Here is a 25,076-nt window from a genome sequence, read left to right on the forward strand (position 1 = left end):
GCCGGTTGAAAAAGGAATTTCTCATCTCCCTGACCACATATCAAAAGCCCCAAGTTTTTCCAAATCCCACCTCCTGATAGAACTAAAGTTCTATGAATCTATTTTCATTTTATTACAATATAGGAAGGTATTTCAAGAATATCATGATAAAAAAACCTGATTCCTCTCCCCTTCATTACATTTAAAGGTGCGGGGTGAATCGGCAGAAATGAAATGCTAGTTTAAGAATGCATAAAAGAGATTGGATAATGCGCGACCTTGATTAATATAAAAGCCTTTCAGTTAAACTTCAAAAATTTTTATAACCAAATAAAAACGGCATCTCCCTTATGTGAATATCAAGCTATATAAGTTCGGGACCGTTTTACGCAGAATCGTCATCCTCTGATGCGAACACTGCCTTTTATCTAATAACCTTGGAATCGTTTTTATCGCTAATGACTTTTGAAAATTGGGCATCCCCCCTATTGCCCGGAAAAGAAAGTTTATTTGCAATTGGTCGACCATAAAAAGAAATGGATTTCACAATCTATTCAACAATCGTTTGCGGCATCAAAGAATACGGAAGAATCCGTTCACCACGTGAAACAGCGATGCCGCAATTTTACCTTATTACGGAATTTTTAAGACATAAAACTTAAACAGTAGAATAACGATCTAACAGCTTCTTTTTATGTGAATGAAATACTTCTTCCAAAGGAATATTGTATTTGTTTGCAATCACTATGATGTTTCCTAACACATCTCCCAGCTCTTCGATTAATGCCTGTTTATTTTCCTCAACTGAACCTGTTGATTCGTCTGGTCTGTCTCTGCCAATTTCAAGCGCTCTTATAGCTCGGGCAACTTCCCCTGTTTCTTCGGCTAAAAATCCAATGCGGACAAAAATATCTAATTCAGCCCAGCCCCTGCTGTCATAATACTCCTTCACCCATTGTTGAAACTCATTGATATCCATTTTGTTCACCTGCCCTTTCTCTCTTAAAAAGAGTCACATGAAAACTCTTTTCTTGTCAATATTCAAATTAGAGAATTCAAATGACTTTTGAAAAGATAGTAATTATGACCATTTTATATTGTGGTACTGTCAAGAATTTTGTATAATCTAAAATGAATCAGTGAATAAACGGTAAATTTTTTTGAGTTAAGTTAGTTATATGAATAACTAATAAGGAGTGATCATATGGCAAAGCCGAATGTTATTAGTAAAAATGAATTAATTCGTTCCGCGAAGAAGTGTTTAGTCAAAAACGGAATTGAAAAGTTCACATTGAGGGCAGTCGCCGAAACGGCAGGGGTTACGCAGGGGACTGTTTATTATCATTTTCGAACTAAAGAACAATTATTATTGGATATTGTAAAAGATATTTGCGACAGTTCTTGGGACGAATTATCGAAAAGTGACGGCAACATCATTAAACAAGCGATTGAGACAGCGAAAAGCCGTTGTTCTCATGATTCTTTTTTTCATAAATTGTTCTTAACACTCGTCGTTTCAGGTTTTCATAATGATAAAATCAGGGAACAGCTTGAGGGGATTATTTTACAAGAAAACAAAGCTCTAGCGGAAAATTTATTAAAAATATGGCCTTCATCACCAATTAAAGGAATTTCGCTTGACACATGGGCGATCATTTTAAACGCTGTTGTAGACGGAATCGCCTTACAGGCTCTATTGTCAAAAAATTTTCCGGTAGAGAAAACATACGCAGAACTTGAGAAATTATTTATAGCATTGAGCGGCTTACAAGAGGTGGAGAACAAATGAAAGGATATTTGTACACAGCATGCTGGAGCGTTTTTGTTTGGTTTTTTGCCACAATGTTTTTTGTTATGTTTGGGGACAGCGTTCTTTTCAGACCGGGTACAGCAGAGTTTGCTGTCAGCCTCTCTTTGCTAATAGCTGGAACAGGGGTTTTATTGGCAGCAGCCACGTATTTATATGTATTGTTTGACAAAGCCGAAAATTCACCGCTGAAATTTGGATTCATCGGCACGATCGTTGGTTTAATTTTAGATACTTTTTCTTTATCCAACCACCAGCTGATTTTTCCTAAGCTTGATGAGCCGCAGGTTATCGCTTTTGCAGCATGGATGTCTTTTGCCTACGCATTGTATTTATTAATACCTGCCATAATAAATGAATTAATGAAAAAGAAGCTTAAAACCGAATGAATTAAAATGCAATCACAAAATGGGGGTGTCTAATAAGTCATTTTTACGGCTTATTGACGCCCCCATTAATGTTTTAGAAACGTTGATATATCGTGGTTATCAATGACGATTTGACTTTCTAAGACAGCCCCTTTAGGGCATTGTATGACTGTTCGAATTTAAAGGGATTTCGTCTTATCAAAACGTAAGTCTTTTCTTTTCCTTATTTAAATAATCCATGCTGCCGCCTGCCTAATAACCGAATCAACATTTAGAAGAAAGCAAGATAGATGTTGAGGACGTCTTTCTCATTAAAAAGAATTTCGAAATGTCCTTTTACGCTATTTATAAGCTGCCGTCTACCTGATAAAGCTCCGAAGAACCTTTTATTTTAACTTATACGCTGGGATCATCAATTTTATCATTGAAGCTAGACAAACTGTTCCAAATAAAACAACATATAAGAAGGCCGATTACTAAAATCATTCGTATTTAGTACAGCAAAAATTAAAACTGTAAAAGTGAGAGTCAGCAAAAAATACAAACTATATTTACCCAATAATTTTGAAATGAATCCTATTCCAACAACTAACAATAAGAATATGCCAATCTGGCAAAAAAAAAAAATTCCAAGCTCCTCACTTCTCGCATAAAGTTTAGAATTCCAGCTGATGGCACTTTTCTAATCTTTAAATTGTTTTTCTTTTACAGGAAAACCAAGTGCACGGATTAAGATATTTTTTGTACTTGGCAGCGACTTCCCGACCTGCGATTGCCAGCCCGGCCCACCAAACGATTTCGCCAATTGCAATCAGCGCCGGAACAGCCGCCGCTTTTTGAGTAAGAGTGAGCGGAAGCAATGGGACAACGGCGGCTAGTCCATACAAAATAAACGAGGCGATAATAAGAATGACAGCAATCTTGCGGAGATAGCCTCTTTTATGCCTACTCGGCTTTTGCTGTCCGCCATCCTCTGTCCTGTAAAAAAATTGTTGAAGCATTTTCCCATATTTTTTCATCATGATAGCATCAGCCAGCTTCGGCGATATGGAGTTAAGCTTGGCAAAAAGGATCGTGGACATCCCTCCCATAATTCGTACTGTCTTCTTTTTTTCAATTGTTTTAAGCAAATCCTCTGCCACTTTTTCAACAGGCATAATGGAAACACCCATTTTCCTCCAAAGCGGATGAAACGGTCTTTCAGCTTCAGTATCTGCAGGACTTGGCGAAAAAAAGGCAACCCTTGCTTGACTGCCTTCCAACTCCAATTCACGGTTTACAGCTTCAATAAATGTGAACAGCCCTGCTCGTGATGCAGCATCGACACTATAATATGGAAAAGCCAAGCGGCCATCTGCAAATCCCCCGATATGCATAATCGTGCTGCCTTTTTGTTCTCTCATATGCGGCAGGAATGCCTTCGTTATAAGAATCGCTCCTAAAAGATTGATATCAAGCGTGTTCTTCGCTTCTTCATAACTATGCTCAGCTAAAGACTTTCTCACGTCATAACCCGAAGCATTGACGACAATATCGATAGGATCTGACCACATTTTTGCAAAATCAATCAATTTCTCAATCGATTGTAAATCGGTGATGTCAAAAGTAGCAATTGTTATATCTCCAGTTATTTGCTCCGCTGTCTTTTTAAGCTTTTGTTCATTCCTTCCAACAAGAAGAAGCCTTGCACCTTTATCGGCAAAAGCTTTTGCAAAGCTTGAACCTAATCCCCCTGAAGCGCCTATGACAATAACGGATTTACCCTCAAAACTCCTTTTCATGAACAGCTCCTCCATGTAAGAATGTATATGATGCATTAGCGATCTGTTTTTTGCAAATAACGAACGATTTCTGCCAATAAAGTTTCCAGAAATTCATATTTATGATCGCTTCCTAAACACTCTTTTATTTGCAAGTCAATTTTCTTGTAGAGCTTTTCATCACCTTCGACAATGTTCTTTCCTTTTTCTGTAACACTTACATAATAAACTCGTTTGTCCTCCTGCGATTGTATTTTTTCTATAAGGCCCATTTTTGACAGCTTTCTAATCATCGCTGAAACAGCCGGCTTCGTGAGGTTCAAAGCTTCTGCCACCTGAGAAAAATTGGGTTTCCCCATATAGTAAATAGTCGTTAAATAATAGTAGTCATTGCTGCTGAATTTTTTAATCTCCGCCTCCGTCAAATGCATATGTAAATTTTTAATCGATTCCCTCCACAAATAATTTGCAATAAACGCAATGCTGTCTTTAACCATAAAATCCCCCAATAAATAGTTAAATATATTTAATTAAATATATTTAACTATTTACCATTATTTTTTGTCAATCACAAAAAAAATTTCCCCAAACATAAGCGTGGGGAATAGCACTTGACAAAATTTGAATTCGTTTCTCGTTTTAAAACATTATCTCATTCGGTTTCATATGCGCACAGTGATTGCATGATTCTTTGGCGGAGACCGAAAATTGGCTGGATAAAATTTCAGCTAGGAAAAAACTGTCTAAAACAAATTTTTTTTCATCACAATTCGATTGTTATTCACAGCATAACCATTTTTTCTGTAGAAGCTTTCTGCGAGTCCTCCAGTGGATGTTAAGAGGTAAATGCTTTTAACTTGTTTCTTTTGTAAATCTTTCTCTAAATATTGGAGAAGCTTAGAGCCATAGCCTTTACCTTGAATTTCATGATTGATGCATAATTCCGCTAAATAAAAAGTTATTCCTTGATATGTTTTCTTGCTGTTCCCTGCTATAAAACCAATGGGAGTTCCATCGATTTCCCAAAAAAATCCTGTAAATTTCGGAGTATGCAGCAAATCTGTAAGCCTTTCTTTAGCCGTTTCATATGTCCAGCTTTCATTCCAAGGGTCACGATTAAAAACTTTCATATATAGTTCAATACATTGTTCCAAATGTTTTGCCGTCATTGGTGCAATTGTTTCTGCCACAAAAATTTCCCCCTATAGTAAATAGCTGGGGAGTGCATCCTGACTCCCGTCTGTTCAAAAACACTCCCCATTAAACTATTCGATTTGGTGTTGCCAGCACAGAAAACTTTCTCTGTTGTTTTTGCTTACCATTTTCTATCTATCCTGAATCCGTGACAAAACATCTTTACAATGGTCGCAAACCGTTGATACGATAAGGGAAAACGACGTTGACGATTCTTCATCAAGTAGGTGATGTGATGAAAGATTTCCCGATTCGGTTTGTATTGACAGATGAAGCGATTACCCCAAGTGCTGGGCTTGCTCTCGTTGGCTACTTACTCCATCGAACGAAACTGGATAAACGGGTAAACGCACTTCGGCTTCCAACGGTTCGTCGAGAAGTGCACATTTCCCATAGCGATGTCATTCGCTCGATGATTGGCTTGCTTGCCACAGGAAAAACGGATTTCGATCATATCGAAGCGTATCGTCAGGACGATATCTTTTCGGCATCGATGGGGATTCAGCACGTGCCTTCCTCTCCAACCTTGCGACAACGACTCGATCAGCTCGCTTGTCTTCCGATGACCGAAACGATTCTTTGGGAGGAGTCCATACGTCTGTTGATTCAACGACATGCCACTTTGTCCCCTTGTTGGACCAAAGGAAAGACGACATGGCTTCCCCTTGATATAGATGGTTCCCCATTTGACAACTCCGATACGAAAAAAGAAGGAGTTAGTCGAACGTATAAAGGATTTGACGGTTTTACACCGTTGTTTGCGTATGCAGGGAAGGAAGGGTATCTCGTTCATGCCGAGTTGCGTCCAGGGAAACAACATGTGCAAGACAACATGCCCTCGTTTTTAGTCACCGCTATCCGTCGAGCTCGTCAACTGACTTCATCTCGTCTGCTTGTTCGCATGGATGCAGGAAACGATGCAGAAGCGAATGTGCACGTATGCCTAAAGGAAGACGTGGACTTTGTCATCAAGCGAAACTTACGCCGAGAATCGAAAGCGCTTTGGTTCCAGATCGCTTCGCAAAAGGGCAAACGTGTCGATGATGGACAAAGCGAAGGAGTACAAACCTATGAGCTATGCCTTCCACAGAAGGCAGCGATCGATGGAAACACGTATACGTACGTTCAAGTCACCCAAGTGACGGAACGGACGATGGAACGCAATGGACAGCTGATGCTCGTTCCTGATTATGAAGTGGAAAGCTATTGGGTGCGGCTCAAAGGATACGAGCATGTTCGAATGAGCGATGTGCTCGCGTTGTATCATGACCATGCGACATGCGAACAGTTTCATAGCGAACTGAAGAGCGACTTAGATTTAGAGCGGCTTCCATCTGGGAAGATGAAAACGAATGCGCTCGTGTTGGTCATGGGAGCCTTCGTTTACAATCTTCTTCGTCTGATTGGACAAGATCTATTAAGCGATCCGAGACATCCGTTGCACCACAAAGTGAAACGCCGCCGCATCAAGACGATTATTCAGACGGTGATCACGATGGCAGGGCGACTCGTCCGTCGATCACGACAGATCTGGATGAAACTGACGCGAAGGAGTGGCTATAGCGAGCCCCTACTGAACGTCTATCAGAAATGGAGAGAGGCAAGATAACGAACGAATGTTCGGGCACTGATGTCCAACGTCACTCCCTGTGCTTTTTTGTCTATTTTTTTGGTTCGTATACCTAAAAAAGAGATTTGTTCCATTTTCGGAAATAGAGATGACATAGGTCATAAGCATAAAAGGGGTTTTATGGATTATCAATCCATCAAAATTACAACAAAATCAAAGTCGATTTCAATTCATCACGGATTCAGGTAAATCATTTTTTACTAATAATTGGTAATGATAATTACCTGTTCTAATTTAAAATATTGAGAAAAATAATTTGAAGGAGGCAGTTCATATCAATAAATTTAAAACTGTTGGTATCTCTATTTCTATCGTACTGATAATATTACTCTTTATTGCTTTTTTTGAATACATCATTTTAAGAATAATAGGTTTCCAATATAATTCATTATTGGATTTAGTATTGTTCTTTATTTTGTATTTATTCCTTGAAATACCTCTTGCTTTTATTACAGATGCAATACCAAAAGCTTTAAAATCTGTTGGCATACTTCAAACGAGTAAAGGATGGCTACCATTTATTTTGAATACAACTCTTACCTTTTTATTGATTGAAGTAATAGATAATTTTATGGCAAATATTGAAATCGAATGGCAAGGTTCACTCATATTTGCGATGGTTACTGGATTTATTGGTTGGAAATTAAGAAAAGATGAGGATGAACCACCAGATATTGATAGTGAGGAATTTAAAGAAATAGATAATAAATTTAAACCCAAAAAATAAATCATTAAACATATGTGAATGCTTTCTACAAATCTAGGTAACATAAAGCCAACTATGGGAAGTAATGAAAACCGCCAACCCCTTGATACGCAAGGAATTGGCGGTTTTCTGTTTTGACTCGTTTATGCAGGATTTTATACATCGCTGATGGATCAAGGGTTTTCCCCTTTTATGAAGCTCTAAATCTTGCATAAAAAAGGCGGATTTTATGCAGTCCTTCTCTCCCTTTTCCTCCTTACAGAACAGGTAAATGAATTATATCTGTCGAATGCTTCTAAAACGGATAGGAGAACGCTCTATATCCCGTCCCATCCCACTAGGAGGTTGAACGAATGAAATCGCAAGAACGAGCTTACAGTACCAAAGAAGTGAGCCATACCTTAGGAATTGGCGATAGTACATTACGAAAATGGTGCCTAGCTATTGGAAAAGAACGGTTATACCTTCATCAAAAATGACCGAGTACAGCGATTATTTATTGAAAGCGACCTGGCAAACTACACTTCCAAACCCTTGTTCAACAACACAACATGCAGTTAGAGAACGCCGCGATCGTTGTCGTTGACCGGTTTGGGAAAGGGGCGTTCGAAGAAGTAACGGGCCACGTTCCAGCTGAAAAACCAAACGAAAATCGTTCGTTCCCTCATTCGGATGATCACATTTCTAAATTATTGAAACACATCGAGCAGCAAGAAACATTCAATCAAGAATTATCCTTCCAAGCTAGAAATATTTCCATAGCCTCTCACTCCTCGTATACTAAGTTTCAGAAAGTTTTTTTTATCGAATTTCCAGTCCATGCAACAAAAATAGAGTATGAACTTTTCAATTTAAAACATTTATTAATTTCTAAATTACTCAGCTTTCGCAGTCCAAAATCTTGTTTAAATGCTTGATGTAAATGGTTTTGGGAAGTACAAAATTATCATTTGACATTTTTTTTTAAATACAATCTCTTTAATTCTTCTGTTTCTTCTTTCTTTAATTTTAAATTGTAATGTGAAATGATCTTTTTCATTAAGGAGTCAAATTGCTTTAAATAAAAGCCATAATTGTAAATTATCACAAATGCACTTGGCAATCTTTTGTTTCGGACAATTGGGATTATATTATTCTCAAGAGACAAGTAAAAAACATCACAACGATCGTCATTTATTTTATCAATATTTATTTTTCCAATTACAAAGAAAAATAATTTTTCCCTATATGATCTTCAAGGATTTTATTTGCTTTATTTACATCTTCTCCTGTATTTCGCAGCATTTTTCTTACGCTATTACTTGGTTTATCTTGATTAAAGTAACTATACACAACAATATAAAATGCCAATTGGCCAAATTCCGAATCGGCATATTGTCCAATCAAAAATTCTTTATTCTTTGGACTTCATATAATCTCATTTTTTTGTTGACAATATCAGTTTTACATCTTATAGACATATCGAAATACACATTGTCTTTATCATAATTTTTTTGATAGACAGAAACTTTGTAATGCACCCCTTTGTCAAGACACAAATTGATAATATTTAAGTTATCCATTCTCTCCTTTCGCTATGAATGTGGTGCGTGTGCAAAAAAGGCTTGACATGGAGCCTCTACGGGCACGATTTTTTGCGCCTACTTGATGTACTAATCACATAGTCTAAAATTCTTTCTTTCGAAAAATAATTACAGCAATTAAATATGAGAGAGTAAATACAGTAATACCAAGTACTATAAATAAAATCGGAACTAATAAAGACGAATCTATGGATAACGGTAATTTGACTATTAAATCTTCTACTAAGAATTTGATTCCATAATAAACAAATAGACCTACAAATCCTCCTCCAAGTACAAATGCATCAGATTTGTCTGCACCAAAGATATAGAGGAACGGGTATATAAGCGCACCTGCAAAAAGAACTACGAAAATACCAGAAGAAATAATATTAATTATGCCATTTATTTGTGTTTCAAAAATTAGATCATATGTATAAATAACAATATATGAAAGAAATGCTCCGATAATCACAACCGATAAGTAAAAAATATAGTGACTTCGGACAATATGAGACCTACTAACCGGTAAGGTAAGTACATATTTATCATAACCAGACTTACTCTCTATTTTTATAACTTCAAGTGAAGGCAAAGTCATTAATAATATAATTAACATAGCGGCCACACCACTTATCATAGGCCCTGCAAAAAATAAAAGTACACCAGCAATCAATAATGCGAGACCTACATATGCAAAAATACTTCGATAAACTAGGTAATAGTTTGTCAATAATAGACCTTTCACTTAAATTTCACTCCCTGTTAGTAAGATACTAAGTTCTTCCATTGAAATCTTTTTAGAGCTAAGGTCCTTTGGCAATTCCATTTTATTTGATACAAGTATTCTAGAATAAGAACCATAGTCCCTTTTTGCAACAACTATATTTCTATTTAGTAAAGATAATCGTTCCTTTTTGATATCAACAATTGCAAATTTTTCAAGAATCTTGTCCTTTCTCTCATTTAATAAAATTTCACCATTTTTGATAAAAACAATATGACTAGCAATTTTCTCAATATCACTCATAATATGAGAAGAAAGTAATATCCCACCACTACTCTCTCTCACAAAGCTTTTTAACTCACCTAAGACTTGTTCTCTTGATGAGGGATCAAGCCCTCCTGTTGCCTCATCTAGTAATAGTAGTTTTGCATTATGTGACAGTGCAACAGCTATAGAAAGTTTCATTGACATCCCACGAGAAAATTTATATATTTGTTTATCTTCGGGGAGAGAAAAAGAATTAACCAATCGGAAAAAATCATCTTGATTCCAAGTATTAAATATTCTCAAAAAAACTTTATTTAGTTGTTTGATTGTTAGGTGCGCCGGTAAATTCATAGCATCGAACACAACTCCAATTTTTTCCTTCATCTTAGGCTGTTTATGTATATTTTCTTTGCCAAAGATTTTAATTCTACCTGAATCCTGAGAAACTAGACCTAGTATTGTTTTAAATGTAGTAGATTTACCTGCACCATTATCACCAATAAAGCCAACTATTGATCCTGACGGAACATTGAATGTAACATTTTTTAAAACAACTTTATTGCCATATCGCTTTGTAATATTTTGAACATCTAATAAGTACGACATTTTCTCACTCCAACATATTATCTTAGTATATATATGTATTCTACTTACACCCGTTAAATCATTTATTTTTTTTAAAATTATTTTTCTATTCAGAATAATAATGTAGAATAATACATTTTAAAAGGGGCTTTTGAATCGTTTTGTTTTTTTATTAGGTCTAAGAGCCTATGTTTTTACTTATTTTTGTTTGTACATCCAAGGTTATGAAAATAATATAGGAGAGAATAAATAGTATTTTTCCATTGATTGATGTTAAATTAATAGATGGATACTACCTTAACACTACATTAAATAAAAAAAATTTATAGAAAAATAACAAGTATCATTTACTTAATGATTAGTGTCGAACTCGATTCATCAGAAAAATGTAAGTGTAGTACTTCTTCTAGGTCCTTTTCGGTTAATTTTTCTAATATTTGTATTACGTCAAATAAATTCGTCCCATTGAAATGATAACGTGTGAATTGATTTGCAATAAATTGAGGCGAATTAATAGACCTTAAAAAGCAACCAATTTCCTTATTTATTACACGTTGTGCATTATCTCTTTTTATCGGATCCCTTTTAAATCTAGAAACCGTTTCATATACAGTATTAATAACTTCTTGAGGCTCTTTACTTTCCCCACTAATTATGGAGTAACCAAAATTCCCCTCAATTCCGCCGGAACCTTAACATCCCCAACCCCTTGCATGGCGAATCCTATTTGCCGGTCAGGGTTCGTATTTTTCAGATTTGTTATGGCGTTGTCTACGAATCGGCCGACTTTAGGCGCACCGTTTGCTGCGCCGGTTTTCAAATGCTGCGGCACTTCTAATTCATTAGCCTCCTACTCGATGTTTAGGGAAGCTAAAGCTACATAGTGAATAACTGTGAGAAAGAAATTTTATATGTTTTTCCAGTTTGAAAAGTTCGTGAAATTTTTCAAACTGTGGGAAAATGTTCAAATGGAAAGGATAAGTCCCGACATCTTGCCAAGTTATTGTTAAAAATTAGATTTTAATATAACTTAATTGTAAGCGCTGACAGTTTATAGTTGCAACTATAAGCACCTTGACATTTTTGCTATGGCAATCATCTTTTGCATGAAATAACAGATCCCACAAATTTCTTCTTAAGTATTGTTATTTAATTGCTAGAAAAGGAGTGGATCAAGGATGATGCAAAAAATCCAACGGTTCGGTGGGGCGATGTTTGTGCCAGTATTATTATTCCCATTTGCGGGGATACTTGTAGGTCTCACAATTTTATTTAAAAACGGGGATATTATGGGTTCTTTGGCTGATCCAGATGGAGCATGGTATAAATTCTGGACGGTAATAGAGGAAGGTGGATGGACAGTATTTAATCAAATCCCGTTGCTTTTTGTTGCCGGCATCCCTATTGGATTAGCGAAAAAAGCACATGCGAGAGCTGTTTTAGCAGCACTCGTAACCTATTTAACTTTCAATTATTTTGTAAACGCTATTTTAACGATTTGGGGGGAAAATTTTGGTGTCGATTTTAGCCAAGAAGTTGGAGGAGTGAGCGGGTTAACGGAAATTGCCGGTATTAAAACTTTAGATACAAATATTATCGGTGCGATTGTTATTTCTTCCATTGTTGTTTTAATCCACAATCATTATTTTGACAAAAAACTACCAGATTTCCTAGGTATCTTCCAAGGAACATCCTTTGTTGTCATTGTTTGTTTTTTTGCTATGTTGCCTCTTGCCTTGCTTACCTCGTGGGGATGGCCGATAATTCAGAACGGAATTGCTTCTTTACAAGGGTTTTTGGCTTCCTCTGATGTATTAGGGGTTTGGTTGTATACATTCCTTGAAAGAATCTTAATTCCAACGGGGCTGCACCATTTTATATACGGTCCTTTTATCTACGGCCCGGCAGTTGTTGATGGCGGAATTGCAAAATATTGGATGGAGCATTTATCGGAATATGCAACAAGTGCTCATTCATTAAAAGAAATGTTCCCGGAAGGCGGTTTTGCTTTGCATGGTATGTCCAAAATTTTTGGAATCCCTGGCATTGCATTAGCGATATACGTAACAGCAAAACCTGAGAAAAAGAAAATCGTATCAGGTATGTTGATTGCAGCAACTTTAACATCTGTTGTAGCTGGGATCACAGAACCGATAGAGTTCACATTTTTATTTGTTGCTCCTCTTCTATTTGCTGTACATGCATTTTTAGCAGCTTCTATGGCTGCGGTGATGTATGCGTTTGGTGCAGTTGGTAATATGGGTGGTGGATTGTTAGAAATTGCCAGCTCCAACTGGATTCCGTTATTCAAATACCATACTTCCACTTATATCACTCAGTGGATAATTGGATTGGCATTTACGGTTATCTATTTTTTCACGTTTCGTTATTTAATTGTAAAGCTAAATGTAGCTACCCCAGGTCGTGAAGCAGATGACCAAAAAGAAGTAAAACTGTATACAAAAGCAGACTACAAAGCTAAAAAGCAAGCAGAAAATAAAAATAGTGCAAATAAAGAAAATGCTTATTTTGTTCAAGCTAGTGAATTTTTAGAAGCTCTAGGCGGATCTTCTAATATTGCCGATGTAACAAACTGTGCTACAAGACTCCGCGTAACAGTAGTAGATGAATCAAAAATAGCGCCTGATAGCCGATTTAGATCAGCTGGAGCCCACGGAATTGTTAAGAATGGGAAAGCAATTCAAGTGATAGTCGGTTTATCGGTTCCACAAGTAAGGGAACAATTTGAGAATTTATTGAGTGATTCTAGCAAAAAACAATATAAAGAAAACTGAAAGGCTTCACATTTACTTGCAAATTCTAAAATGTTGTTTATTTGACAAGCGGGAAAATTCCCTTCTTGTGGGAAATAGAACTGAACTTGAGATAGCGACCAGAATGGTTAAGGAATATTGTTTTCATACAAATGAATTGTTATAACTTGGATGAAAGAGGATATTGCATTAAAGGAGGAAACCTAAAAATGAAAAAATTCTCGGTATTAATTGCAGGCGGGGGAAGTACTTTTACTCCAGGGATTGTTTTGATGTTATTAGATCATTTAAATAAGTTTCCAATTCGGAAATTAAAACTTTATGATAATGATGAGGAACGTCAAGCAACAATTGCAGGGGCTTGCGAAATAATTCTCAAAGAAAGAGCTCCGGAAATAGAATTTTTGGCAACAACAAATCCTGAAGAAGCCTTTACAGATGTTGATTTTGTCATGGCGCATATTCGTGTAGGAAAATATGCAATGCGTGAATTAGATGAAAAAATACCTTTGAAACATGGTGTAGTTGGTCAAGAAACATGCGGGCCAGGCGGAATTGCATATGGAATGCGTTCTATTGGAGGAGTATTAGAATTAATTGATTATATGGAAAAATACTCTCCTAATGCATGGATGCTCAATTATTCCAACCCAGCAGCGATTGTAGCTGAAGCGACGCGCCGTCTCCGTCCTCATTCGAAAGTACTTAACATTTGTGATATGCCTGTCGGGATTGAAGAACGTATGGCGCGAATTTTAGGGTTAAAATCTCGCAAAGAAATGACGGTAAGATATTATGGATTGAACCATTTTGGATGGTGGACAGATATTCGCGACAAAGAAGGAAATGATTTAATGCCTAAATTAAAGGAGCATGTTGCAAAGTACGGGTATGTTGTCAATGATAGCGGAGACAATCAGCATGTTGATGCTAGCTGGCAAGATACATTCTTAAAAGCGAGAGACGTATATGCATTAGACCCAGATACGTTGCCAAACACATATTTAAAATACTATTTATTCCCGGATGAAGTAGTGGCACATTCTAACCCGAATTATACAAGAGCAAATGAAGTAATGGAAGGCCGTGAAAAATTTGTTTTCGGCGAATGTAGAAAAATAATTGAAAATCAATCCACAGAAGGCAGTAAACTTCATATAGATGAACATGCAGCATATATTGTAGATTTGGCGCGTGCCATTGCTTATAACACTCATGAAAGAATGTTGCTTATTGTAGAAAATAAAGGGGCTATTTCCAATTTTGATCCGACCGCAATGGTGGAAATTCCATGCATTGTCGGCAGCAATGGTCCTGAACCGCTATCGATCGGGGAAATCCCGCAATTCCAAAAAGGATTAATGGAACAACAAGTATCTGTGGAAAAGCTAGTGGTAGAAGCATGGATAACAAGGTCTTACCAAAAATTATGGCAAGCAATAACATTATCCAAAACAGTACCGAGTGCAAAAGTTGCTAAAGAAATATTGGATGATTTAATTGAAGCAAATAAAGATTTCTGGCCTGAACTTCATAAAGATGATGTGGTAGTGAGCGAATTTTTTTAAGATGATCGATTTTATCAAACAAAAAGTACAAAAGGGTAACAATCTTTTGTACTTTTTTGTTTCACTCCTCCTTCTGTTAATGAATAATTATTTTTTGCCAAGCAGCAGACTTACACCTTTTTTTCCTTTAAACTAAGTATTGTAGTGTTCTGGCATTACATTTGGCTGCTTCCGAAAGAATGTAAAGGATAATAATCCAGTACAGTTCCATATAGTTCTGCCAGCGAATTTATTCGCAGTTAACGGCACGGCCATTGGAGATGACAAGAGCAAACATAAATTATTTATTGAAGGAGGAGATATGGCTTGAGATTAGAAGAACTTATTAATAAACATTATAAAAAATTAAATGAGACAGATTTACACATCTTAAAGTACATTATGAATAATAAAAATACTTGTTATTCGTTAGGGATTAATAATCTAGCTGAAAAATGCAATGTTTCCCGCTCTTCAATATTGCGGTTGGCACAAAAATTGGAATTTAGTGGATATAGTGAATTCCGAGTGTTCTTAAAATGGCAAGGTCGAGAGGATCCGATAGAAGAAAAAAGCGGTGTAGAAATTTTGCAGGAAGATCTTCATGAAACAATCAAATATATTCAAACCAAAGATTTTTCGGATGTTTGTGAATTGATATATAATGCCAATCAAGTATTTGTTTTTGGGACGGGCACTGCACAATTACATTGTGCATTAGAGTTGCAAAGAATGTTTCTGCCGCTTCAAAAGTATTTGAATGTTATCCACTCCCAATTGGAGTTTGAAATAATTGTAAAGGATTTGCAGAAAAACGATGTTGTGATCATTTTTTCTTTATCAGGAGATACACCAACAATTTTTCCTGCAGTGCAAAATTTAGTTGCCAAAGGAATTCCTTTTATCTCTATAACAAATTTAGTAAATAATCGTTTGGCTAGAATGACTCCGTATAATTTATATGCCAGGAGTTCAAATCTCGCAAGCCATAACGGAACAAAATTGAAAACATTTGCCCCTTTTTTTATTATTGGAGAAGCTATTTTTAGCCATTATGTTGACTACCTGAAAGAGAAAAAAGAAACAATTGAAAGGGCGGGAAAAGATGAAGACGCATAATACAACGTGCTAACAAAAACATTCGAATGATTCCCCTTCCATATTACAAAGTTTGCGCATTTTTAAAATATCGGTCATCTTTTTTATACGTCCCATTTCTCTTTCTTAGTTATTTATATATAATGTCGCTGCAGGCAAACCAACCTTTTTTTGCTCAAGTAAAAGAGGATCCTTTCATTAAAATTTGTTTGTGTTTGCCATGTTAAATCTTTTTTTTGGTGTATTGACAAGAATGGTGTTGTCAGATTTATAAAACGAAAAATTTATTAAACAGATCCAGTTAGAAATAGGAAGGTTGGCGATTTCATTATTGCTGGTTGAAATATATTTGGCAGTATGTTGCTTCTTTTAGCTATTAGCAAATACCGGAAAGCACATAAAGAATTCATAAAAAATAGTACGTTGAACCGGAAGGAAAAAGGAGCAAATTTAAGATTTGTCGGAAGTACCATTATTGTTGGATTGCTGTCTGTTCTTTGTCTTGTCTTTATTATTAAAATACAATTTTCATAAAATTATTATAGATAGAAAGAAGGAATTAGTATGTTTAAAAAAATATTTGCGAAAAATCCCAAAACTATTATAGAAGAAATTTTTTCACCTATGTATGGCGAAGTAATTTCATTATCAGAAGTACCGGATCCCGTGTTTGCCCAAAAGATGATGGGGGATGGGATAGCGGTTATTCCTAAAGACGGAAAGGTGGTGTCCCCTGTAAAAGGACAAATTATTCAAGTATTTCCTACTAAGCACGCAATAGGTATTCGAACAAAACATGGGTTAGAAATATTAATTCACGTTGGACTAGATACGGTTGAATTAAATGGTGAAGGTTATGAAGTAACTGTGAGTGAAGGGCAAAAAGTAAAAATTGGAGATCCCATAATGAATGTTGATATAGAATTTATTGAAAAAAATAATAAAGAAATCGTAACGCCAATTATTATTACAAATAGCGCTGAAAAGACTGAGAAAATAGTTGTGCGGGAAGCTGGTGAAATACAAAGGGGAGAGTATATATTGAAATGCTATGTTGTAAATTAAGGTAATTTCATCCTAACATCCGAAATACCGCGAAAAATTTTGCGAATCCCCTAGATGATGCACATTCTTACCAAGCATTTGTGCATTTTCCAAATATATTTCTGTAAAATGATGCAAGGTATTTTCTGCAAGAAGAAAATTCAGAGTGTTGCAGTATATCTTTATCAAAATTTTGAATAAATATACAGATATGTGATCTATCCATCAAGGGCTTGACATGGATCTTCTGTAGCCATGATTCTTTAGCCAAGCGCCAGCTTCAACAGTTTTGGCAAAACCAAAAAAGGTTATCATGGCTCCTCCTCCATGTAAAGCTCCTTTGCATATCACTGCATAAGGATTTTGCAATTCTCTGCACTTTTATTTTGCCATACACGAACGTATGTACTATAAAAAGGGAGCTTAATGAACATATTAATAGAATAACCCGAAAATTTACCTTTTAAAAATAAGTTAGGACAACGTCGTAATTATTTTTAAAAGGCCACCAAGCGATAGCGCGGTAGCTGCGAAAAAAAATCTATAAATTTTTGTGTCTACTTTATTGACCTAATATCATCATTACGAACCGATTCGACCTAGATCCAGAAGAACTTGGTGATATCTATCGTTCTCGATAAGGCCATTGAACTATTTTTTAAGTGGATTAAGCAACGTTTAACACTCAGAAGCTGTAGAAAATCAGGTTTACTTAGCTCTGATTTCTTACTGTTTACTCATTCTTATTCAACTTGAAATGAAATCGAAACATTCTCTCACCCAGATTTATCGTTGGCTTTGCGTTTTTCTTTGGAAACCAAGTACCGTGTGGGTGGAACGAATTCAACGAGAATGAGTGAAAAAAGTCGACGAAGCGCGTTAGCCATGTAACAATAAAACAAATACATTTATTACCAAATGTATAGTGACCACCTTTAGTTGGTTACTGCCTTGTTTTTCGTTTATCATAAAATATTTTATCCAGAAAATTCTGCATAAAATGTTTTTATTTTTTATGCAACGCTACTGATTTTAAGGGTTTTTCTAAAAAAATTGGTGGTTTCATTTTTCGGTTTTTTACCCATCAAGCAAATAGAGGGTTCGGTTAGTTCCCTGTTTAGGTATAAATAATAGCATATGTCAGTTTATGAAAAAAACAGTCCGACAAGCCCTGAGCCGTAAGCGTAAGTAAAGAACGCGCGTTCAATAATCAGTAAAATTAATGAGCCAGGGAACAAAGATACTCATAATCGCCAAAGCAGAACAAACATTCCTGATTGCTCCGGTTGTCCGCCTAATCAATTTATAATAAAACATCATAGTATTTCTAGATAACAACAAAATTCTTAACTTATATTTGTTGACTGAATCTTAAAATTGCTTTTTCCTGCGCCGATAAATTTCAAATCTTGTTCTTATCATTCAGTAATATTCTCGAACTTTTCTTTGTACACACCTTTGAACCAATTCATTGAACGATTTCAAATAAATGTTCTCTTTCTAGATTATTAAAGCCCGAGCCGTCCAAATAAAGGACGGCTCAAGCTATGTTTCTAAAAGGGAAAATCTTTGGTACTACCCATTTCCATTGGATTCTTCTGCGGAAGGCAGTTCTTTTTTCTCCTTTGATAAAAACCAGCCACCTAATGCGATCAGAACGAGTACAGAATAGAAGGTTATTTTCCATTCCGGTGATTTTGCAAATCCTTCAGGCAATATTGCCAGCTGAGGGTGTGATAGCGTATAAACAGCCAACTTTACTCCAACCCATCCAACAATGAGAAACGCGGCGATTTCCAAGCCAGGTTTCATATGAAGCAATTTTACAAAGAGATTAGCGGCAAAGCGCATAATAATTAAGCCTATTAATCCTCCAGCAAAGACAACAAGGAACTTGCCTCCATCCATCCCGCCGATTTGCGGAAGATTTGTATTCGGAAGCGTAACGGCCAATGCTACTGCTGCAAGAATGGAATCGACCGCAAATGCGATATCAGCCAATTCTACTTTGAAAACAGTTCCCCAAAATCCGGATTGTTTCTTTTCCTGTATTTCTTTATTTTTTTCTTTTTCTTTATTTACAGCAACTTTTCTAAAAATATGATTGATTGCGATGAATAAAAGATAAAGAGCACCTATCGCCTGAATCTGCCATACATTGACAAGGAATGAAATCACAAATAGTGAAGCAAAACGGAAAACGAATGCACCTGCAAGCCCATAAAACAACGCTTTCTTTCTTTGTTCTTCCGGAAGATGCTTGACCATAATAGCTAAAACAAGTGCATTATCAGCTGCCAAAATCCCTTCAAGTGCAATTAGAAGTAGTAATACCCAGCTGTATTCTAATAAAATTGAAAGTTCCATGTAACCTGAATCCTCCTTTAGTATTTTACTGTAGTTTGATATTTCATTTTCTAAATAAGACCGTATTTTCCTTTAGGAGAGCCAACATTCATTTTTACCAATCATTATGAATTTTATCCTTTTTATACACTCAAGCAAATAAATCATCTGAATCGGCTACACTTAACTGGACAATAAAATTAAGGTCAAGTAGACTAAACACCAAATTTGGGTATACTGCTTATTAAACATAAAGGATCCGTACTAGAAACTTTACGTGGAGTGGCGGGGATGCTAGCCTTGTCGGCGAGACAGATGAACACATCATCTGACTTCCTGGCTGGGAAAGCATGCCCGCAGAGGCTCCATGTCAAGTTTCGTCGCAAACCCACTGTTTTGGTGGTCTACTTCAACACTACCACAGTTAAGGAGAGTTTAAAAATGAGAAACAGACGAACATTCACTGTAGAATTCAAGGCTCAAATGGTCAAGCTTTATGAAAATGGGAAACCAAGAAAAGATATTATTCGTGAATATGATTTAACGCCTTCAGCCTTGGACAAATGGATCAAACAAAGCAAAACATCCGGTTCATTTAAGGAAAAGGACAATCGTTCTCCAGAAGAAAATGAATTGATCCAGCTTCGAAAAGAAAACAAGCGTTTATTGATGGAGAATGATATTTTAAAGCAAGCCACGTGATACTAGGACAAAAGTAAATGTGATCAAGAATAACAGACACAAATACTCGATATCAGCAATGTGCGATGTCCTACAACTTCCAAGAAGCACCTATTATTACGAAGCAAAAGAAAAAAGGAATGCAGAAGATAAACTGACAGCCGCCATTCTGGAAATTTTCCAGAAAAGCCGAAAAAACTATGGTACACGTAAAATCAAACATGAATTAGAGAAGCTTGGTATGATTGCCTCAAGACGAAGAATTGGCAGAATCATGAAAGAAAACGGGCTAGTATCAAATTATACGGTTGCCCAGTTTAAACCTCATGTAGATAAATGCAATGAATCAAAAGTTGAAAATGTGTTAAAACGAGAATTTGATCAACAAAAAAATGAACAGTTGTGGTTAGTGACTTAACATACGTTAGAGTAGAAAAAAGCTGGCATTACATCTGTTTATTTGTCGATCTTTATAATCGAGAAATTATTGGTCATAGTGTGCAGGCCCAAACAAAGATGCTCAGCTAGTCTACCAAGCTTTATCGACCGTGAAAGCAGATTTACGGCAAATTCAATTATTCCACACAGACAGAGGCAATGAATTCAAGAACAAGACAATTGATGAAGCTCTAGATACTTTTCAGATTAATCGGTCGTTAAGCATGAAGGGCTGCCCCTATGACAACGCAGTAGCTGAAGCAACCTTTAAAATTATCAAAACTGAATTTGTTAAGGGTAGATATTTCGAAAATTTAGACCAATTGAAACTGGAATTAGATGATTATGTTCATTGGTTTAATCATATTAGAATACATGGAACACTTGGGTATTTAAGCCCGGTGGAGTACAAAGAGAAACACCTCAAAAAAATTGTCTAGTTTAGTGTTGACATACCATTCCTTTTTACAACGAGTAAATGCTGTCTTTTTTTCATACACTTACCTCCCAGATTATCAAATCGAGTAGGAGGGAGCGATTAACTCCCGTCCTCTCACACCACCGTACGTACGGTTCCGTATACGGCGGTTCAATTAAGATAATTGACGCAAGTCTTTATAACTTCCGTGAATAGCTGTTCTCTTTATGCCAGTGGTCACTCCACCCTCCAAGAGGTCTCCCACGGGATTCACCGCTTCCTCCCTCAAGTGAGGTACTACGTTTTCTGTGTTCATCATGACTCACTGAATGCCAAGGGCTATTCTCTCTTAATTGTTCGGTCCTTCTTAGTTGTTCTAGACCAACTAATACTATGACCTCTGCTGACTTCTGACGGTTCAGCTACTTATCACTAAGTAGGTTATGAAGCGTACTTCACATATCCACCAGACCTCCCCGGGTAAGTACATGCACTTTCACACCATCTATCCGCCTCATTTACTCGATATGACCTTCGACAGAAAGAGCTTTGTTTTGTTATGCAAACTCACTCAATTATACCTAGCCTTATATGAGGTTCGTGTTCCTCGGACCGGTGTTTTGCCTCCAGCTTCCTTCAGATTCCGCGTCACCACGGACACCCTTTCGTTGAGCTAACCTCTACTTCTGTCTTCGGGGTTCGGGACTTACACCCTATAGTTCATGTACATGCCGGGCGCACATAAAAAACCTTTACCATGTATGGTAAAGGTTTTACATACAAATAAAGACCTTTACCAACGGGTAAAGGTCTTGCTAACAACGTTAACGTTGCCAACAAAGCCGGGAGCGGCAAAACTCCGAAATGACGACTTTGTTGTAAAAGCTACTCCCCTTTAGGAGAACTATTCAACTGTCCAATTTAATCATAAAATAACCTATATGAATCTGTCAATTATTATTTTTATTTTTGTTAGTCACTAGGGTATGAATCCTGTTTTTAAACATTATCCTTTGCTAAGTAAGGCATGGACGTTTGAGACAGCTTCTCTTTCACTTCTTATTCTGTTATCGCTTCTTATACGGCAAGTAAAGGAGATTGCACACGTTTTGTAATTTCAACTAATTGGATATGACGACCTTCCATTTTTAATACCTTAAATTCATAATCACCGTGAGAGAGAATCTCGCCCTGTTGAATATCAAATTTCTTCGTTAAAATCCAACCGCCAATCGTGTCAACATCCGTATCATCGATATCCGTTCCAAGTAAATTGTTTATCTCTTCAATTAAGACTTTTCCATCAACAATGGTAGTATGTTGGTTCACTTTGCGAATCATTGGAACTTCATCTATATCAAACTCATCTTGAATTTCACCGACAATTTCCTCCAAATATATCTTCAACCGTCACAAGACCGGCCGTCCCGCCGTATTCGTCGACTAAAATCGCCATATGGACTCGTTCCCGCTGCATTTTCACAAGCAAGTCATGAATAGGGATCGATTCGATTACTTGTATAATTGGACGAATATAACCATCTAACTTTTTTTCAACCGCTTGTGGATTTTGAATGCAATTGTCAGCCGATCCTTCAGACCCGACCGGTAGAGCCGTTTTTCCGCTTTTCTCCCGAATACTGCCGGTACCGATGAAGCAAATTTCATTTACACAAGTCAATACCGAATGCATGTATTCGGTATTGACGATAAACAATCGATTGTTTGAGAAAAGATAGGGAAAATCTGTTCAATATAAAACGATGTTCATAATTCTTCCCAGGCGTAGAAAATTGAGTGGGCGAACTGCAAATGCCAATCTTAAAAAATAACGATACATCGTTAACGGAATTTTACTCTTCCAACTATATTTAATATTCTCTCTTCTCTATACGGATAATCCAGTTATAGAGAAGTTGATAGTATTTATGGAGATTGCCAAAAATTTCAACAGCTAGCTCTTCATTGTATGTATGAACAGTCAAATTCCGATCATCTACCATTTTTAATGCAATGATCGTTTCCTCATCAGATAAAATTCCAATTTCCCTGCTTGAACGAATTACTCCTTTAGGTGAACCGACATCAATTCCTTCTTTATCATATAAAAATTGTTTTACTGCTTTCCAACAAGCTTCAAAACTAAACTCAAATCGCTGAATAGCTGCATCCCGTTCAACTTCCGTTGGATTCTCTAGGAGCAAAACCTCTTGGAAAGCACGAAGAGCTTTTAAAGCAAGTTGAATACGTTCCTTTAACCGTTCCATAAAATTCCTTCCTTTTTCACTTTTTCTTTCATAGCCTGATCGGCTTTAGATAAATCGACAAGATCTACTCTGTACGGTAATGGCGATTCCTCTATTCGTTCACGAAGTTCCACCCACTTAGAAATCGGAATAGCTGAATCTGCAGAAAGAGCGATGTCAATATCGGATGTCCTCTTTTCCTCTTTACGAGCCCACGAACCAAACAGATAGACTTTTACTGATTGATCATGCAATGTTTCAACAATTATTTTTTTCAAAAACGACAGTATCTGCTCCCGATCAGCCGAATTTAAATCCATTTTTTATCAAACCCTTTTTTGAATTTGAAAATGATTATACCATAAAATGAAGAAACGAAATATTGTAACCTAAGGAAAATTTTTAGCGAATCATGGAATATCAGAAAGGATTGTTGATGATGTATAAAATTTTGTGTAAAGCATTTTGCTAGATCAAAAGAAAAAAGGTAGGGTATTCTCTGATTCAGCCATAACACATTCCAGAGAAAGGAGTACCCTACCTATGTCTAAAAGAAGTATACCGAATGTAGACTGGGCAAATCAACTGGAAAGTGCGATTCGTCAATTAGAACTCATCATGCGTGAAGAAATAAAACATTTCCTCGAAATGGAACAGGCTGGAACGTCGAATATGAGAAACGGTTACTATCAACGAAATCTAGATACGCAATATGGCCGGATTGAAGGTCTTTTGGTCCCAAGAGATCGAAATGGGGAATTTCAAACGCAGCTGTTTGCACCTTACCAACGTCATACTGGCTGGCTCGAGGAAGCCGTCATCAAATGTATCAAAGTGGCATGAGTACGCGGGAAATTGGTAAGTTTATTGAACGAATTTTAGGAAATGCCTACTCACCAACAACGATTAGTCATATTACCGATGTCGTGAAGGAAGACATCGAGAAATGGCACACTCGTCCTCTACATAAGCGTTATTCCGTCTTATATTTGGATGGGTTGTACGTGAAACTTCGTCGAGATACGGTAGAAAAAGAAGTTATTTATGTCGTGTTAGGTGTAAACGAAGAAGGATATCGTGAAATTCTTGATTTCTTTGTGGGAGGACAAGAAAGTGCCTATGGATGGCAGGAGATTCTTCAACAGCTCTACAAAAGAGGCGTACAAGAAATGCTTCTGGGCGTATTCGATGGACTACCGGGTTTAGAGGAAGCCTTTCAGGCGGTTTATCCGAAAGCCGATGTGCAGCGTTGTGTCGTTCACAAAGTCCGTAACACACTTAGTCGTGTTCGGAAAAAAGACCAATTCGAAATGGCGGAAGATTTGAAACTCATTTATCGATCTCCGAATAAAAAAATTGCACTGGAGATGTTTCAACAGTTTGAATCAAAATGGTCTGGTAAGTACCCGAGAGAAGTTCAATCTTGGGCCAACGAGTTGGATGTCCTCCTTACATTTATGGATTATCCAAACAGTATTCGAAGTGTGATTTACACAACCAATGCCATCGAACGAACGATCAAGGAGATTCGGAAACGCCTAAAGTCGATGAACAGTTTGAACAGTTTAGAAGCCGCGGAAAAAGTCGTGTATTTGACTGTTCAAGATTTTAATGAGAAATAGGCAGGGCGAAAGTTGCGAGGATTTGCCGAAGTGCATGAAGCCCTTCAACGAATGTTTGAAGAACGTTATTGTTAACCAAATATTGTAAATAAACAAAATAAGGGGATTCTCCCTTTCCACACAGAAGACTGAATATTCAGTCTTCTGTGTGGAGGAAATATCCCCCCTCTATTCTAAATCCATTTCAGAGATGCCCTATCTATCTTACATTACAGTAGATGAGCAAAATCACTAACATAAATTTACATCGAAACAAAAAAGGAGACATGAACCCGAT

19 protein-coding genes and 3 pseudogenes are annotated in these 25,076 nt (G+C 36.7%); 11 read left to right on the plus strand and 11 right to left on the minus strand.

Annotated features, from left to right (window positions below; all coding sequences use genetic code 11):
* Positions 1-637 precede the first annotated feature (637 nt).
* Entirely contained in the window at positions 638-958 is a 321-nt protein-coding gene (locus tag NSR00_RS09895) for a MazG nucleotide pyrophosphohydrolase domain-containing protein (RefSeq protein ID WP_063388408.1), read from the minus strand.
* 225 nt (positions 959-1,183) lie between these two features.
* On the opposite strand from NSR00_RS09895, the gene NSR00_RS09900 reads away from it, so the two are divergent.
* Positions 1,184-1,768 (plus strand): TetR/AcrR family transcriptional regulator, encoded by a 585-nt coding sequence (locus NSR00_RS09900; RefSeq protein ID WP_063388407.1) that lies wholly within the window; start codon positions 1,184-1,186, stop codon positions 1,766-1,768.
* Entirely contained in the window at positions 1,765-2,175 is a 411-nt protein-coding gene (locus tag NSR00_RS09905) for a DUF5367 family protein (protein ID WP_340788413.1), read from the plus strand. Before NSR00_RS09900 ends, NSR00_RS09905 begins: the two co-directional genes overlap by 4 nt.
* 668 nt (positions 2,176-2,843) lie before the next feature.
* Here the strand turns inward: NSR00_RS09905 and NSR00_RS09910 are convergent.
* The 3 genes from NSR00_RS09910 to NSR00_RS09920 all read right to left on the minus strand — a co-directional run bounded on the left by NSR00_RS09910 (position 2,844) and on the right by NSR00_RS09920 (position 5,104).
* Positions 2,844-3,935 carry an SDR family NAD(P)-dependent oxidoreductase gene (locus tag NSR00_RS09910; RefSeq protein WP_340788416.1) on the minus strand — a complete coding sequence of 364 codons (1,092 nt, stop codon included), beginning with the start codon at positions 3,933-3,935 and terminating at the stop codon, positions 2,844-2,846.
* A gap of 35 nt (positions 3,936-3,970) precedes the next feature.
* Positions 3,971-4,411 carry a MarR family winged helix-turn-helix transcriptional regulator gene (locus NSR00_RS09915; protein ID WP_063388404.1) on the minus strand — a complete coding sequence of 147 codons (441 nt, stop codon included), beginning with the start codon at positions 4,409-4,411 and terminating at the stop codon, positions 3,971-3,973.
* A gap of 246 nt (positions 4,412-4,657) precedes the next feature.
* On the minus strand, positions 4,658-5,104 hold the full coding sequence (locus tag NSR00_RS09920) for a GNAT family N-acetyltransferase (RefSeq protein ID WP_094244518.1): 447 nt from the start codon (positions 5,102-5,104) through the stop codon (positions 4,658-4,660).
* A gap of 239 nt (positions 5,105-5,343) precedes the next feature.
* Between NSR00_RS09920 and NSR00_RS09925 the strand changes: the two genes are divergently transcribed.
* The 3 genes from NSR00_RS09925 to NSR00_RS09935 all read left to right on the plus strand — a co-directional run bounded on the left by NSR00_RS09925 (position 5,344) and on the right by NSR00_RS09935 (position 7,923).
* Positions 5,344-6,717, plus strand: coding sequence for an IS1380-like element ISGsp2 family transposase (locus tag NSR00_RS09925; protein WP_044899598.1), 1,374 nt, complete (start codon positions 5,344-5,346; stop codon positions 6,715-6,717).
* Positions 6,718-6,994: 277 nt separating this feature from the next.
* A complete protein-coding gene (locus NSR00_RS09930; RefSeq protein WP_235600456.1) occupies positions 6,995-7,465 on the plus strand; it encodes a YrvL family regulatory protein in 471 nt (156 codons plus the stop codon).
* Positions 7,466-7,797: 332 nt separating this feature from the next.
* Complete coding sequence (locus NSR00_RS09935) at positions 7,798-7,923, plus strand: hypothetical protein (RefSeq protein WP_277986815.1); 126 nt, start codon at positions 7,798-7,800, stop codon at positions 7,921-7,923.
* Between the two features lie 1,186 nt (positions 7,924-9,109).
* Here the strand turns inward: NSR00_RS09935 and NSR00_RS09940 are convergent.
* From NSR00_RS09940 to NSR00_RS09950, 3 genes are all read right to left on the minus strand, one after another.
* Complete coding sequence (locus NSR00_RS09940; protein ID WP_340788423.1) at positions 9,110-9,754, minus strand: ABC-2 transporter permease; 645 nt, start codon at positions 9,752-9,754, stop codon at positions 9,110-9,112.
* The gene (locus tag NSR00_RS09945; RefSeq protein WP_340788426.1) at positions 9,755-10,606 is read right to left on the minus strand and encodes an ABC transporter ATP-binding protein; all 852 of its coding nucleotides are present in this window, start codon (positions 10,604-10,606) and stop codon (positions 9,755-9,757) included. It lies immediately after the preceding gene.
* Between the two features lie 631 nt (positions 10,607-11,237).
* Positions 11,238-11,417, minus strand: coding sequence for a hypothetical protein (locus NSR00_RS09950; RefSeq protein ID WP_340788429.1), 180 nt, complete (start codon positions 11,415-11,417; stop codon positions 11,238-11,240).
* Between the two features lie 346 nt (positions 11,418-11,763).
* Here NSR00_RS09950 and NSR00_RS09955 point away from each other — a divergent pair, with 346 nt between their 5' ends.
* The 4 genes from NSR00_RS09955 (at position 11,764) to NSR00_RS09970 (ending at position 17,069) form a co-directional block, all read left to right on the plus strand.
* On the plus strand, positions 11,764-13,380 hold the full coding sequence (locus NSR00_RS09955) for an alpha-glucoside-specific PTS transporter subunit IIBC (RefSeq protein WP_340788432.1): 1,617 nt from the start codon (positions 11,764-11,766) through the stop codon (positions 13,378-13,380).
* 188 nt (positions 13,381-13,568) lie between these two features.
* Entirely contained in the window at positions 13,569-14,927 is a 1,359-nt protein-coding gene (locus NSR00_RS09960; protein WP_340788436.1) for a 6-phospho-alpha-glucosidase, read from the plus strand.
* Between the two features lie 306 nt (positions 14,928-15,233).
* Positions 15,234-16,025 carry a MurR/RpiR family transcriptional regulator gene (locus NSR00_RS09965; protein WP_340788439.1) on the plus strand — a complete coding sequence of 264 codons (792 nt, stop codon included), beginning with the start codon at positions 15,234-15,236 and terminating at the stop codon, positions 16,023-16,025.
* A 543-nt stretch (positions 16,026-16,568) separates the two neighbouring features.
* Positions 16,569-17,069, plus strand: a complete 501-nt coding sequence (locus NSR00_RS09970) for a PTS sugar transporter subunit IIA (protein ID WP_340788441.1) — start codon at positions 16,569-16,571, stop codon at positions 17,067-17,069.
* Between the two features lie 1,554 nt (positions 17,070-18,623).
* Here NSR00_RS09970 and NSR00_RS09975 read toward each other — a convergent pair.
* Positions 18,624-19,415 (minus strand): TerC family protein, encoded by a 792-nt coding sequence (locus tag NSR00_RS09975; protein ID WP_340788443.1) that lies wholly within the window; start codon positions 19,413-19,415, stop codon positions 18,624-18,626.
* A gap of 420 nt (positions 19,416-19,835) precedes the next feature.
* Here NSR00_RS09975 and NSR00_RS09980 point away from each other — a divergent pair.
* Positions 19,836-20,953: pseudogene (locus NSR00_RS09980) on the plus strand (IS3 family transposase).
* A 1,055-nt stretch (positions 20,954-22,008) separates the two neighbouring features.
* Here the strand turns inward: NSR00_RS09980 and NSR00_RS09985 are convergent.
* The 3 genes and pseudogenes from NSR00_RS09985 to NSR00_RS09995 all read right to left on the minus strand — a co-directional run.
* A pseudogene (locus NSR00_RS09985) lies at positions 22,009-22,507 on the minus strand (transporter associated domain-containing protein); the annotation flags it as partial.
* 295 nt (positions 22,508-22,802) lie between these two features.
* Entirely contained in the window at positions 22,803-23,198 is a 396-nt protein-coding gene (locus NSR00_RS09990; RefSeq protein WP_063389150.1) for an HI0074 family nucleotidyltransferase substrate-binding subunit, read from the minus strand.
* A complete protein-coding gene (locus tag NSR00_RS09995) occupies positions 23,186-23,497 on the minus strand; it encodes a nucleotidyltransferase family protein (protein WP_130158900.1) in 312 nt (103 codons plus the stop codon). Before NSR00_RS09995 ends, NSR00_RS09990 begins: the two co-directional genes overlap by 13 nt.
* A gap of 223 nt (positions 23,498-23,720) precedes the next feature.
* Between NSR00_RS09995 and NSR00_RS10000 the strand changes: the two are divergent.
* Positions 23,721-24,874: pseudogene (locus NSR00_RS10000) on the plus strand (IS256 family transposase).
* Positions 24,875-25,076 lie beyond the last annotated feature (202 nt).

This window comes from Aeribacillus sp. FSL K6-8394, assembly GCF_038008865.1.
GTDB classification, from domain to species: domain Bacteria; phylum Bacillota; class Bacilli; order Bacillales; family Aeribacillaceae; genus Aeribacillus; species Aeribacillus composti.

Excerpts from the sequence above, each read along its gene's own strand:
- NSR00_RS09895 (WP_063388408.1), bottom strand. The coding sequence starts at position 958 with ATGGATATCAATGAGTTTCAACAATGGGTGAAGGAGTATTATGACAGC.
- NSR00_RS09900 (WP_063388407.1), top strand. The coding sequence starts at position 1,184 with ATGGCAAAGCCGAATGTTATTAGTAAAAATGAATTAATTCGTTCCGCG.
- NSR00_RS09905 (WP_340788413.1), top strand. The coding sequence starts at position 1,765 with ATGAAAGGATATTTGTACACAGCATGCTGGAGCGTTTTTGTTTGGTTT.
- NSR00_RS09910 (WP_340788416.1), bottom strand. The coding sequence starts at position 3,935 with ATGAAAAGGAGTTTTGAGGGTAAATCCGTTATTGTCATAGGCGCTTCA.
- NSR00_RS09915 (WP_063388404.1), bottom strand. The coding sequence starts at position 4,411 with ATGGTTAAAGACAGCATTGCGTTTATTGCAAATTATTTGTGGAGGGAA.
- NSR00_RS09925 (WP_044899598.1), top strand. The coding sequence starts at position 5,344 with ATGAAAGATTTCCCGATTCGGTTTGTATTGACAGATGAAGCGATTACC.
- NSR00_RS09935 (WP_277986815.1), top strand. The coding sequence starts at position 7,798 with ATGAAATCGCAAGAACGAGCTTACAGTACCAAAGAAGTGAGCCATACC.
- NSR00_RS09945 (WP_340788426.1), bottom strand. The coding sequence starts at position 10,606 with ATGTCGTACTTATTAGATGTTCAAAATATTACAAAGCGATATGGCAAT.
- NSR00_RS09955 (WP_340788432.1), top strand. The coding sequence starts at position 11,764 with ATGATGCAAAAAATCCAACGGTTCGGTGGGGCGATGTTTGTGCCAGTA.
- NSR00_RS09960 (WP_340788436.1), top strand. The coding sequence starts at position 13,569 with ATGAAAAAATTCTCGGTATTAATTGCAGGCGGGGGAAGTACTTTTACT.
- NSR00_RS09970 (WP_340788441.1), top strand. The coding sequence starts at position 16,569 with ATGTTTAAAAAAATATTTGCGAAAAATCCCAAAACTATTATAGAAGAA.
- NSR00_RS09975 (WP_340788443.1), bottom strand. The coding sequence starts at position 19,415 with ATGGAACTTTCAATTTTATTAGAATACAGCTGGGTATTACTACTTCTA.
- NSR00_RS09990 (WP_063389150.1), bottom strand. The coding sequence starts at position 23,198 with ATGGAACGGTTAAAGGAACGTATTCAACTTGCTTTAAAAGCTCTTCGT.
- NSR00_RS09995 (WP_130158900.1), bottom strand. The coding sequence starts at position 23,497 with ATGGATTTAAATTCGGCTGATCGGGAGCAGATACTGTCGTTTTTGAAA.